Below are 11176 nucleotides of genomic sequence, written 5' to 3'. Positions count from 1 at the left end.
CTCCGCCACCACCGCCGCCCGTGCATGTCGCGCCGCCGGCAGTCCCCGCAGCAGCCTCGTCCCCGCGCACCGCCTCCGACGACGAGCTGCTCGCCGCCTTCCTGCGCGGCCTCGCCAGCACGCACCAGCCGCCCGAGATGCTCACGCCCGGCCTCATGGAGCGCATCGGCTCGATGCTGCGCACCGCCACCGAGGGCACGCTGCAGCTGCTGCTCACGCGCCAGGAGTTCAAGCGCGAGGTGCGCGCCGAGGTCACGATGATCGCGTCGCAGGCCAACAACCCGCTCAAGTTCTCGCCCACGGTCGAGGTCGCGCTGGCGCACCTGCTGGGGCCCGGCGTGCGCGGCTTCATGCCGCCCGAGGCCGCGATGCGCGATGCCTTCGACGACCTGCGCGCGCACCAGTTCGGCGTGATGGTGGGCATGCGCGCGGCGCTGGCCCATGTCATCGGGCGCTTCGAGCCGGCCGAGCTCGAGAAGAAGATCAGCGCCAGGACCGCGCTCGACGCGCTCTTTGCCGCCAACCGCAAGGCCAAGCTCTGGGACCAGTTCGTGGCGCTGTACGGCGGCATCGCGAGCGAGGCCGAGGACGACTTCCACAGCCTCTTCGGCAAGGCCTTCCTCGCGGCCTACGAAGAGCAGATGGCGCGCCTGAAGTCCGACACCTGAGAAGACAACCAGAACAACCCCCAGCACTCGCGAGGCACCCCGCTTGGAAATCGAAATCGTCACGCTCTCCCGGCAGGGCGGGCGCACCTACAACGAGGACGTGCACGGCCACTGGCACGACGAGCGCTACGTCGCCTGCCTGGTGGCCGACGGCGCGGGTGGCCACGGCGGCGGCGACGTGGCGGCCGCCACGGTGCGCGCCAGCGTGCTCGGCGGCTTCTCCGCCGCGCCCTCGCTGGACGAGGCCGCGCTGCGCGCGCTGGTCGAACGTGCCAATCTCGACGTGGTGGCGCGCCAGGCCGAAGGCGGCAAGCTCGCCGGCATGCGCTCCACGGTGGTGTTCGCGGTGATCGACCTGGAGCGCGAGGTGCTGGCCTGGGTGCACAGCGGCGACAGCCGCGCCTACCTGTTCCGCGGCGGTGCCATCGTGGCGCGCACCACCGACCACAGCCTGGTGCAGCAGATGGTCGCGGGCGGCATGCTCGACGAGGAGGGCGCGCGCCTGCATCCGCAGCGCAACATGCTGCTGTCGGCACTGGGCTCGATCGAGGAGGCGCCCGACATCGCGGTGTCCGACCGCATGCGCCTCTTGCCCGGCGACGTGCTGCTCTTGTGCAGCGACGGCGTGTGGGAGCCGCTGGGCGACGAGTGCCTGGTCGACACGCTGCACGCATCGCGCACGCCCAGCCAGTGGACCGAGCTGCTCGACGCGCAGATCAAGGCCAACGCCAAGCCGGGCCACGACAACTACACGGCGCTCACGCTGTGGGTGATCGAGGACGCCGACGACGATCTGACGCGGCTGCTGCCCGAGAACGTCGCGTCGACAGACCCCTGAGCGTGGCGCCATCTTTCAAGCAAAACGCCCATCCGATGGATGGGCGTTTTGCTTGGGTCCGCTGAGGCTGTTCAGCTGTACTTGCTGGCCTTCTTCTTGACTTTCTTCAGCGCGCTGCGCAGCAACGCGGGCATGTCTTCCCGGTTCGGCAGGTTGCTGTAGTTGTCGATGTTCTGCTCTTCGCAGCTGTTGGCACAGCCGTTGTTCAGCAGGTCGAGCGCGTAGCGCGTCTTGCTGATCGTGCTGGACGCACCGGGCTCGCGGAACGGATCGAAGATGCCGTCCGGCAGGACCTTGCGCCCGCGTGCGATCGCCTGTTCCTGGAAGTGCGTGATGTGCTTCTGCGTGACCGGCCCGTAGTAGCCGTCCACCACGATCACCTCGGTCGCGCCGGGGGGCGGGTCGAAGTCGTGGTTGAAGCCGAGCAGCTCGTAGTAGAAGATCTTGAACAGGGCCTGCACCAGCATCACGTCTTCACGCGTGTTGGAGCCGATCCGTCCGACCGACCAATCGGAGTTGTAGGTCGTGTGCAGCTTGCCGCTGGTACCGATGAGTGTGGTGCTGAATGCCATGGCATTGCTCCGGTGAGGACACGGGCAGGGACCGGCCCCGGCACCGTGGGGTGCCAGGGGCGGACGGGGCTGACGAGTCCGTCGCCCGTCAGCGGGTTTCGGTGGTGGCCACGTTCCAGCCGAACTTCACCTCGCCGCCGCCGGCGCCCTTGTCGTCCTGGCCCTTGTAGGCGAACTCGATGTCCTTGAAGCTGCAGGACACCTGCTCGTGCACGTCGCCGCCCTGTGCGCCGCCGGGGCCCACGCTGGAGATGAAGACTTCCTTGAGCGTGACCTTCAGGTACTCCTGCTGGCCTTCGCCCGACTTGCGGCAGGTCATGACCATGTCCTTGAAGTGCTTGCCGCTCACGCAGTTCTTGGCGAGCACGGGCGATGCCTTGTCGTAGACGTGCGTGAAGTTGAATTCACCCGGCGTGGCCTTGCCCTTGCCCGAACCGCCGCCCGATCCCGCGCCCGATGCGTTGCTCACGTTCCAGGACCACGACGAAATCTCGATCTCGTCCTTGTGGTCCTTGTGAGAAGACTCGCCCTTGACGCCGTCGAGCTTGATGTGAAAGTCAGATGACATGTTCCTACTCCTTGGAACCCGATTGCATTCGGGCGGTTGATGATCGAAACGAAAAAAATGGCTGCCGGCGGTGGGAGAAAAGTTCCGATGCCCGGCAGCTACTCATAGAACGAAACGGAACCGGGAATTCAAGAAGAATCCGCAGATTTTTTTCAACCGGCGCCCTTGGCCGTCGGCAGCTTGGACACCAGCCGCAGGGAGACCGTGAGGCCTTCGAGCTGGTAGTGCGGGCGCAGGAAGAACTTGGACGTGTAGTAGCCCGGGTTGCCTTCGACTTCTTCCACGATCACCTCGGCGGCGGCCAGCGGCTTCTGGGCCTTGGTGGTTTCCGAGGAGTTGGCGGGGTCGCCGTCCACGTAGTTCATGATCCATTTGTTGAGCCAGCGCTGCATGTCCTCGCGCTCCTTGAAGCTGCCGACCTTGTCGCGCACGATGCACTTCAGGTAGTGCGCAAAGCGGTTGCAGGCAAAGAGGTAGGGCAGGCGCGCCGCCAGGTTGGCGTTGGCCGTGGCGTCGGGGTCGTCGTACTCGGCCGGCTTGTTCAGCGACTGGGCGCCGATGAAGGCGGCGAAGTCGGAGTTCTTGCGGTGGATCATCGACAGCAGGCCGGCCTTCGAGAGCTCGGCTTCGCGCCGGTCGCTGATGGCGATCTCGGTCGGGCACTTCTGGTCCACGCCGCCGTCGTCGCTGGGGAAGGTGTGCAGCGGCAGGTTTTCCACCGCGCCGCCCGACTCGATGCCGCGAATGCGCGAACCCCAGCCGTACAGCTTGTACGAGCGGTTGATGTTGGTCGCCATCGCATAGGCGGCATTGGCCCAGGCGTACTTGCTGTGGTCGGCGCCGGCGGTGTCTTCCTCGAAGTCGAACTCTTCCACCGGGTTGGTGTTGGCGCCGTAGGGCGTGCGCGCCAGGAAGCGCGGCATGCACATGCCCAGGTACTTGGAGTCGTCCGACTCGCGCAGCGAGCGCCAGCCGGCGTACTCGGGCGTGGAGAAGATCTTGGTCAGGTCGCGCGGGTTGGCCAGCTCCTGCCACGACTCCATCTGCATGAGGTTGGGGCTCGCGCCGGTGATGAAGGGCGCGTGCGCCGAGGCGGCGATCTTGGCCATCTCGCCGAGCATCTCGACGTCGGGCGGGCTCTGGTCGAAGTGGTAGTCGCCCACCAGCGCGCCGAAGGGCTCGCCGCCGAACTGGCCGTACTCTTCCTCGTAGATCTTCTTGAACATCGGGCTCTGGTCCCAGGCCGCGCCCTTGAACTTCTTGAGGTTCTTGGCCAGCTCCTGCTTGGAGATGTCCATCACCCGGATCTTCAGGTTCTCATCGGTCTCGGTGTTGTTCACCATGTAGTGCAGGCCGCGCCACGCACTCTCGAGCTTCTGGTAGTCGGGGTGGTGGATGATCTTGTTCACCTGGTCGGTGAGCTTGGCGTCGATCGCGGCGATCATGGCCTGGATCGACTTGGTCACGTCCTTGCCGATGACGGTGCTGTTGCTCAGCGCCTGCTGCGCCAGCGTGAGCACGGCGGCTTCGACGGCGCTCTTGGCTTCGTCGCTGCGCGGCTTGAATTCTTTCTGCAGCAGCGACGAAAAGTCGCTTCCCGCGTACGCAACGTCTTTCAGTGCGCTCTGCTCGAGTGCGTCGGCCATGATGGTTTCTCCTCGTGTACCGGTGTGTGTCTGTCAGGAATCGGGAATGAGGCTCAGGCGGCGGCTTCGCCGTCCCCAGGCTTCTTGCTGGCGGCCAGCGTCTGCAGCAGGGCCGGGTCTTCGAGCACCTTGGCCAGCAGGTCTTCGGCGCCGCCCTTGCCGTCCATGTAGGTCACGAGGTTCGACAGCTGCGTGCGCGCTTCGAGCAGCTTGTTCAGCGCGCCCACCTTGCGGGCCACGGCCGCGGGCGAGAAGTCGTCCATGCTGTCGAAGGTGAGCTCGACCTTCAGGTCGCCCTCGCCGGTGAGCGAGTTCTCCACCGCGAAGGCGGCGCGCGGCTTCATGGCCTTCATGCGGGCGTCGAAGTTGTCGACGTCGAACTCGAGGAACTTGCGGTCGACCACGGGCGCGAGCGGGTCGGCGGGCTTGCCCGACAGGTCGGCCAGCACGCCCATCACGAAGGGCAGCTGGATCTTTTTCTCGGCGCCGTAGAGCTCCACGTCGTATTCGATCTGGACCCGGGGCGCGCGGTTGCGTGCGATGAATTTCTGACTGCTCTTGGCCATGGCGATGCTCCTTGCGGGAATGAAAGGGGACGGGTGGAAACGGCGGCGGTCATTCGGACTGGCGTTTGCCCGTCACGGTCTCGATGGTGTCCATCGCGTTGGGCGCGAGGTTGGCCATGATGTCCAGGAAGCTCACGCCGATGAGCTTCTTGGCGCGTTCGATCAGGAGCGGCGCGGGGTTGCCGGGCTCGGCCTGTTCGAGGTAGCGGATGACGCGGTCGAGCATCTGCACCGCGTCCTGGCGGTTCTGGATCTCGCCGCGCGGCGCGGCCGGTCGGGCTGCGTTGCCGGCCGGGGCGTCGCCGCCTTCGGCTGCACCCTCGTCGGCCGATGCTTCCGGTGCGCCGGCCGCCGCCGTGCAGGCCTTGGCGACCGTGCGCGACACGGTGCGCAGCGTGCCCAGGTCCACCGCATCGGTGCGGCCGGTGCGCTCGCCCAGCAGCTTCTGCAGGTGATCGAGCAGCGCGGGAAGGCCAATGGCGGCCTGCAGTTGTTCGGGGTGCGCCGCGTGCAGGGCCTCGAGCCCGCCATGCACCTGCGCGGGCGAATACGAGGCTTCGCCGCCGACGGCGTTGAGCACGCCGTGCGCGATGGCGATGTCGCGCACGCGGATCGGGCCCACGCCCGGCGCGTTGCCCACCGCGGCGTCGTACAGGTCGCGCGGCACCATGCTGTCGTCGCTCAAGGGCGCGAGTGCGTTCAGGCGCATGGTGGGGTCGTTGTCGTCGTCCGCATCCAGCTTTGGATGTATGCCGTCCCAGAAGGTGTCGAGCAGCGAGGTGAGCAATTGCAGGCCCGCTGTGAAGCCGGCCACGCCCTGCAGGCGCGTCGCGGCGCGCAGCAGCAGTACGGCGGCGCGCACGTCCTTGCTGCGGCGCAGCTGCGCATCGGCGCGTTCGGCCACGTCGCGCCAGTCGGGTTCGACGGCGGGGATCACGGTGTCGCCGAACTGCTGTTCGGCCTTGCCTTGCGCCGCCGTCGTGAGGGCCATGAAGTCCGCGTCGTACTCCAGGTCGTCCCCGCAAGGCGAGGCCTCGCCGATGGGCGTGAGCAGTGCGTCGACGAGTTGGGGAGTCAGCATGTTGCCTGTTCGAGTTCGCTGGTGATAATCAAAGATGCGTCAGGACCGGTCAATGCAACGAAGGGAATAGCATGCGCACGCTGGGTACACACCATTCGTCCTATGAGGGCCTCCTTGCTGTCGCATCGCGACGCCGTATCGCAGCCCTTGGCCTTGCTGCAGCGGGTCTTCTGATGGCGGGCTGCGCGAGCAAACCGGTGGTCACGCCGGTGTCGATCACGCTCACGGCCGGCGCCGATGCCAACCCCGATGCGCGCGGGCGCGCCTCGCCGCTCACGGTGCGCGTCTATGCGCTCAAGACACCGGGGCCCTTCGAAGGCGCCGACTTCTTCTCGCTGTTCGAGAAAGACCAGGCCACGCTCGGCGCCGAACTGGTGCAGCGCGAAGAAATGCTGCTGCGCCCCGGCGAGAGCAAGAAGCTCGACCTCACCCTGCCGGCCGATGCCAAGGCGATCGGCGTGATGGCCGCGTTCCGCGACCTCGACCGCGCGCGCTGGCGCGAGGTGCGCGCGGTCACCCCGGGCCAGGCGCAGGTGCTCAACGTGACCTTCGGCGCGCGCCAGATCCGCGTGGACGCTGCCGCCAAGTAACGCCAGCTGCACGGCGGCCTCAGCGCAGTTCCGCCGGCACCGTGGGCGCAAAGCGCCCCGGCCGCACCAGCGGCTGGTCCGCCGGCAGGAAGCGGCCGAACAGGTCGCTCACGAACGCGGCGCCCGTGCCGTTCTCCGACGCCGTCGCTGTGAGGTACAGCCCGCGCCAGCGCGGCGCGCGCACCCCCTTGCCGTGCCCCTCGAACAGCCCCTGCGCCACCTGCCGCAAGGCCGGCTGCAAGGTGCGCACGCTTTCCACGAAGCCATGCAGCGCGAGCCGCCCCGCGGGGCCCGGCTGCTCGCGCAGCAGGGCCATGCGCAGGCCGTGCAGCTGCGCCACGAGCGGATCGAACAGCGCATCGAGCCGGTCGGCGGCGCGCGCTGCGTGCGCCGCGAACGGGTGCTCCACGCGGTGGCCGAGCGCCTGCGCGAGCACCTCGGGCGGCAGTGCGGCGCGCAGCGTGGCGTAGCCCTTCAACCCTTCGAGGCCCGTCACGACGAGGTAGACCGGCAGCTGCAGGCGCAGCGTGTCGCTGGCCTCGTCGAGCAGGCGGCGCATGTTCGCGGTGGCGCGCTTGCGCAGGGCCGGGTCGCCGTACAGCAGGTCGCCGGCCGCCACGCACACCACCACGCCGTGCAGCGGCAGGCGTTCGCGCCGCTCGGCAAGCGCCAGCAGCGACTGCAGCCAGAGCCCGCGCGCGGGCGCCGTGCCGGCCTGGTCGCCGATGGCGTCGGGATGCAGCTCGATGGCCGTCAGCGCGCCGGTGGTCCACCAGCGCCACCAGGGCGTGCCGGGTGCCTCGTGCGGCGGCGGCGCCACGCACTCGGCACGGGCGGCCGAGAGCAGCCCCGGCAGCCCGGTGGCCGGACCGCCGATGAAGAGGAACCACGGCGCCGTCGCGCGCGTGCGCGGCGCCTGCCGCAGCGAGGTGCGCGCCTGCGCCATGGCCTCCTTCAGCGCGTCGACGGCGGCGTGGTCGGCGGGCGCGCCGAGGGCATCGACGCGCCGCAGCAGGCCGCGTCGCCGCGCGCCGCGGCCGGCGTCGCGCACGGCGGCGTACAGCAGCGCCAGGCCGGCGAGGCAGACCGCGAGCAGCGGCCAGAAGAGGTGCACGGGTGACAGCGTGTCGAACATGGTGGGGAAGGGCGAGGTCAGCGCGCCACGGTTTCGAGGGAGATGAAATCGGCGATCAGTCGCTCGCTGTTCCTGCTGGCCGCCAGCGCCTCGCGCAGGCGCAGCAGGTAGGCCGAGGCCATCTCGTACGGCGGGCGGTCGGAGGTTTCGCTGAACGGCATCGGCGCCGACAGCACGGTGATCAGCACGTTGCCGAAGGGTGGGCTCACGAGCCAGCTCGAGGGAATGTCGGACCCGAGCTCCAGCGACTCGCCCGCGCGCAGCCGCGTCGGGGCCGGCCCGGTGTTCAGGTGCATCACGGAGCCGTCGGCGGTGTAGTAGTCGACCCAGATGTAGCTCTCGTGGCGCGGCGCGACCACCTGCACGCGCACCGCGTCGCCCTCGCGCAGCCGGCCGTCGCGCGCGGACGGCGCGCTCACGCTCAGCCCGTGGTTCTTCTGGCGGTTGCGAGCCTGCGAGGGCTTGAGGATGGCGAACACCTCGCAGTGCGGCCACACGCGCAGCCCGACGTCGAACTGCGGCGCGCGCACGCCGGGAATGGCCGCGACGTCTTCCGCCACCTTGAGCAGGTCGTCGCGCTGCGAGACGAAGCCGGTCACGCGCGGGCGGCCGTCGGGGTCGATCGAGGCTTCGAGGTCGGCGCAGGCGTAGCTGGCGAGCTGCCGGTCGATGCGCTGCGTGAGCGCCGTGCCGGCGGCCGGCGGCCCGGCCAGCCAGTGCCACAGCAGGAAGAGCGCGGGCACGAGCACGGCCAGCGCGGCGCCGGTGCGCAGCACGGTGCGGTCGCGCCGCCGCATGTCGGCCGGGCCGCGCGGGTCGGGCACGCCGTAGGGCTGGGGCGTGATGTGGTCCTGCGCGAGGCTGCCGAGTTCGAGCGGCGGCGGTTGCAGCTGCCGGCCGTGCAGGTCCTTCAGCTTGCCGAGCTCGCCCTCGTCGCCCGACTCGAAGTAGTACTGGCCCTTGAAACCGTGGGCCAGCGCATGCCAGTAGACCTCGCGCACCGCGTGGTCCTGCGCGCCGAGGGCCGAGAGGTGGTGGAAGAACTCGCTGTGCGCGTTGTTGGAGTTGAACAGCTGCACCTGCAGTGGCGCGGCGCCGTCCACCGCGTCGGGGTGGCGCGCCAGGATCTCGTCGAGCCACGCGACCATGGCGAAGGCGGCCGACTCGATCTGGGTGGCGGTGGCGCCCGCCACGTCGGCGTCGGCGCGTGCGATGTCCAGCAGGCGCAGGGCCTCGCGCTGGGCGTCGCCGTGGGTGAGGGTGGGGCGGCCGGCGGCGATCGACGCGTCCAGGCCGAGACCGAAGGCAATGAAGGGCGAGAAGCAGTCGAGCAGGCGGGCCATGAGGGATGCCCGCTTCTCAAGCGTGCATTGCGAAGCATGCCTTGCACCGGCGTCTGCAGCGATCGCACATGCCCATGTCCCCGGTCGTTGGAGTGGGCGTTCATTTTTTCAACGGGCCCACGGGGCCGCCATACCGCTTGGGGTCTATGCCGTTGGTGGGGCGCGGCGGCCTTGCTGGACGGAGCAATCGCCGTTATCTTCGCAGTCGCAGAAGAATCCAATGCACATTGACGTTGGGACACTGGGGTATGCCATGAAAATTCTGATCGCCGACGACCACCGGCTCGTCATCGAGGCGGTCAAAGCCAAGTTGTCGGAGCTGGGAGCTGGCATCGAGTTCGTCCTGGCGCTGAGCGTCGACGAACTGCTTGCCGGCGCGACCGACGATCTCGACCTGGCCCTGATCGACCTCAACATGCCCGGCGCGGACGGGCAGGCCCACATCGACGAGATTCGGCGACGACACCCGGCCGTGCCCGTGATCGTGCTGTCGGGCTACGAAGACCCGTCCATCATGCGCAGCGCGCTCGAACGCGGCGTGCTCGGTTTCATTCCCAAGGCCTATTCGCCCGACGTCATGCTGTCGGCCGTGCGCCTGGTGCTGGCGGGCGGCGTCTACGTGCCGCCGATGATGCTCACGGCGCTGCCGCCGGGCATCGTGGCTGGCGTGTCGCCCTCGTCTGCCGCGGCGGGCGAACCCTTCGCGCGCGGCGGCAACGGCGGTGGCGGTACCCAGACCCTCGAACACCTGCGCAGCGTGCTGACCGAGCGCCAGGTCGAGGTGCTGCAACTGCTGTCGCAAGGCAAGCCGAACAAGCTCATCGGGCGCAGCCTGGGCATCAGCGAAGGCACGGTGAAGATCCACCTGGCAGCCATCTTCCGCGCGCTCAACGTGCGCAACCGCACCGAGGCGGTGGTGGCGGCGCAGGCGCTGACGGAAGCGCAGCAGGCCTGAAGACGCGCCTCAGTCGGCGAGCGCCGACGCCGGGCGGCGCATGAAGCCGCGCGCGGGCACGATCCATTCGACGCGGTGATCCGTCTCGACGGCGGTGGTCGTTGCGTCGTGCGTGAACAGCATGCGCTCCTCGGCCAGCAGGAAGCCCTGCGCGCCCAGCACCTGGAGCGTGGCGCCGCCGAGGTCCAGCGACTGCGGCGCAGCGTCCGCCGACAACACCCATCGCACCGGCCCGGGCGCCGCCGCCCGCAGCGCGGCCTCGTGCGCCGCGTCGCCGGGCACGCGGTTGATCAGCGCCCAGCCCTCGGTGCCGCCGATGAGAAAACTGTTGAGGCCGCTGTCGTGCACGACGCGCAGCACGCGCGTGGACAGCGGCGTGACCAGGCCCGCTTCGAGCGCATAGCGACCGCCGCCCTGGCCGTCGGGATCGAGGTGCCCGATCTCGTCGTAGGCGGGCTCTTCCATGTTCACCGGCCGGCGGCCCTTGGGACCGTCGGCCAGGCGCGGCATGGTCAGCGGGATGCGGCGCAGTGCGCGCGCATGGGCCATGAAGTCGTCGACGCGGGCGAAGGTGGCCAGGTGCTCGAGCACGCGCCGCGTCACGTTCAGCAGCTTGAGGCCGCGTTCGGGGCTGACCGCGTCGGCGGGCTTCAGCCACAGGTGCTCGACAGTCTCGCGACCGTCGGGTCGCACGTCCTGGCCGGCGGGCATCGCGGCCGCGAAGAAGCGCGTGTCGAAGCGGCGCGGCATGCCGGGCGGGGTCAGCCAGTGGCTGAAGTACGCGATGCGGTCGACGGCGAGGCACCAGCCGCGCTCGGCGCACAGGGCGAGCAGGGCGTCGGTGCTGCGTTCGGCGGCGGCGCGCATGGCGTCGAGCTCGCCCGACGTGAGCGCGAGCAGCTCGACCGGCCGGCCCTGCGCATCGTTCGCGAGCAGCAGCCCGGCCTCTTCGAAGCATTCGCGGATCGCCGCTGCGTGGAAGTCGAGCCCGCCTTCGGGCAGGCCCAGCCGCGCGCTCGCGGCGGCGTCGTCCAGGCCCGCGCACAGCGGGTGCAGCAGGCGGTCGTGCGCATCGACCATGCCACCCGGGAAGACGCTGGCGCCGCTGTTCTGGTCGTTGGCCTTCTCGGCCCGGCGCAGCATCAGCACCTCGAGGCCTTCGGGGCCGTCGCGCAGGACGACGAGCGTGGCGGCGGTGCGGATGGGGCGAGGGG

Annotated in this window: 12 protein-coding genes; 4 read left to right on the top strand and 8 right to left on the bottom strand. The window is 69.4% G+C overall.

The window, feature by feature from the left end:
* Both tagH and AC3WQR_RS30965 read left to right on the top strand, forming a co-directional pair.
* Nucleotides 1-668 (top strand): type VI secretion system-associated FHA domain protein TagH (gene tagH, locus AC3WQR_RS30970; RefSeq protein ID WP_492745850.1); only part of this gene is annotated, 668 nt, incomplete at its 5' end.
* A gap of 43 nt (nucleotides 669-711) precedes the next feature.
* Complete coding sequence (locus tag AC3WQR_RS30965; protein ID WP_492745848.1) at nucleotides 712-1506, top strand: PP2C family protein-serine/threonine phosphatase; 795 nt, start codon at nucleotides 712-714, stop codon at nucleotides 1504-1506.
* A 71-nt stretch (nucleotides 1507-1577) separates the two neighbouring features.
* Here the strand turns inward: AC3WQR_RS30965 and AC3WQR_RS30960 are convergent, their stop codons facing one another.
* The 5 genes from AC3WQR_RS30960 to tssA form a co-directional block, all read right to left on the bottom strand.
* On the bottom strand, nucleotides 1578-2078 hold the full coding sequence (locus AC3WQR_RS30960; RefSeq protein WP_062482201.1) for a peptidoglycan-binding domain-containing protein: 501 nt from the start codon (nucleotides 2076-2078) through the stop codon (nucleotides 1578-1580).
* Between the two features lie 88 nt (nucleotides 2079-2166).
* Nucleotides 2167-2646 carry an Hcp family type VI secretion system effector gene (locus AC3WQR_RS30955; protein WP_070063886.1) on the bottom strand — a complete coding sequence of 160 codons (480 nt, stop codon included), beginning with the start codon at nucleotides 2644-2646 and terminating at the stop codon, nucleotides 2167-2169.
* 152 nt (nucleotides 2647-2798) lie between these two features.
* On the bottom strand, nucleotides 2799-4292 hold the full coding sequence (gene tssC / locus AC3WQR_RS30950) for a type VI secretion system contractile sheath large subunit (protein WP_062482199.1): 1494 nt from the start codon (nucleotides 4290-4292) through the stop codon (nucleotides 2799-2801).
* A gap of 53 nt (nucleotides 4293-4345) precedes the next feature.
* Nucleotides 4346-4858 carry a type VI secretion system contractile sheath small subunit gene (gene tssB / locus AC3WQR_RS30945; protein ID WP_062482197.1) on the bottom strand — a complete coding sequence of 171 codons (513 nt, stop codon included), beginning with the start codon at nucleotides 4856-4858 and terminating at the stop codon, nucleotides 4346-4348.
* Between the two features lie 49 nt (nucleotides 4859-4907).
* On the bottom strand, nucleotides 4908-5939 hold the full coding sequence (gene tssA, locus AC3WQR_RS30940; protein ID WP_492745846.1) for a type VI secretion system protein TssA: 1032 nt from the start codon (nucleotides 5937-5939) through the stop codon (nucleotides 4908-4910).
* A 71-nt stretch (nucleotides 5940-6010) separates the two neighbouring features.
* Here tssA and tssJ point away from each other — a divergent pair, with 71 nt between their 5' ends.
* On the top strand, nucleotides 6011-6529 hold the full coding sequence (gene tssJ / locus AC3WQR_RS30935) for a type VI secretion system lipoprotein TssJ (protein WP_070063888.1): 519 nt from the start codon (nucleotides 6011-6013) through the stop codon (nucleotides 6527-6529).
* A 19-nt stretch (nucleotides 6530-6548) separates the two neighbouring features.
* On the opposite strand, the gene AC3WQR_RS30930 is transcribed toward tssJ, so the two are convergent.
* Nucleotides 6549-7664 (bottom strand): type VI secretion system protein, encoded by a 1116-nt coding sequence (locus AC3WQR_RS30930; RefSeq protein WP_095743415.1) that lies wholly within the window; start codon nucleotides 7662-7664, stop codon nucleotides 6549-6551.
* A 17-nt stretch (nucleotides 7665-7681) separates the two neighbouring features.
* Nucleotides 7682-9007, bottom strand: a complete 1326-nt coding sequence (locus AC3WQR_RS30925; RefSeq protein WP_492745844.1) for a DotU family type IV/VI secretion system protein — start codon at nucleotides 9005-9007, stop codon at nucleotides 7682-7684.
* 253 nt (nucleotides 9008-9260) lie between these two features.
* On the opposite strand from AC3WQR_RS30925, the gene AC3WQR_RS30920 reads away from it, so the two are divergent.
* Nucleotides 9261-9962 carry a response regulator transcription factor gene (locus AC3WQR_RS30920; protein WP_095743417.1) on the top strand — a complete coding sequence of 234 codons (702 nt, stop codon included), beginning with the start codon at nucleotides 9261-9263 and terminating at the stop codon, nucleotides 9960-9962.
* A 9-nt stretch (nucleotides 9963-9971) separates the two neighbouring features.
* Here AC3WQR_RS30920 and AC3WQR_RS30915 read toward each other — a convergent pair.
* Nucleotides 9972-11176: NUDIX hydrolase (locus AC3WQR_RS30915; RefSeq protein WP_492745842.1), on the bottom strand; the 1205-nt coding region annotated here is incomplete at its 5' end.

The sequence above is a fragment of the Variovorax sp. FW305-3-2-15-B-LB1 genome (assembly GCF_058787635.1).
This window is presented reverse-complemented; position numbering and strand designations above follow the sequence as displayed.

Bases quoted from the DNA above. Each gene is read 5' to 3' on its own strand.
- AC3WQR_RS30960 (WP_062482201.1), bottom strand. From the start codon at position 2,078: ATGGCATTCAGCACCACACTCATCGGTACCAGCGGCAAGCTGCACACG.
- AC3WQR_RS30955 (WP_070063886.1), bottom strand. From the start codon at position 2,646: ATGTCATCTGACTTTCACATCAAGCTCGACGGCGTCAAGGGCGAGTCT.
- tssC (WP_062482199.1), bottom strand. From the start codon at position 4,292: ATGGCCGACGCACTCGAGCAGAGCGCACTGAAAGACGTTGCGTACGCG.
- tssB (WP_062482197.1), bottom strand. From the start codon at position 4,858: ATGGCCAAGAGCAGTCAGAAATTCATCGCACGCAACCGCGCGCCCCGG.
- tssA (WP_492745846.1), bottom strand. From the start codon at position 5,939: ATGCTGACTCCCCAACTCGTCGACGCACTGCTCACGCCCATCGGCGAG.
- tssJ (WP_070063888.1), top strand. From the start codon at position 6,011: ATGCGCACGCTGGGTACACACCATTCGTCCTATGAGGGCCTCCTTGCT.
- AC3WQR_RS30930 (WP_095743415.1), bottom strand. From the start codon at position 7,664: ATGTTCGACACGCTGTCACCCGTGCACCTCTTCTGGCCGCTGCTCGCG.
- AC3WQR_RS30925 (WP_492745844.1), bottom strand. From the start codon at position 9,007: ATGGCCCGCCTGCTCGACTGCTTCTCGCCCTTCATTGCCTTCGGTCTC.
- AC3WQR_RS30920 (WP_095743417.1), top strand. From the start codon at position 9,261: ATGAAAATTCTGATCGCCGACGACCACCGGCTCGTCATCGAGGCGGTC.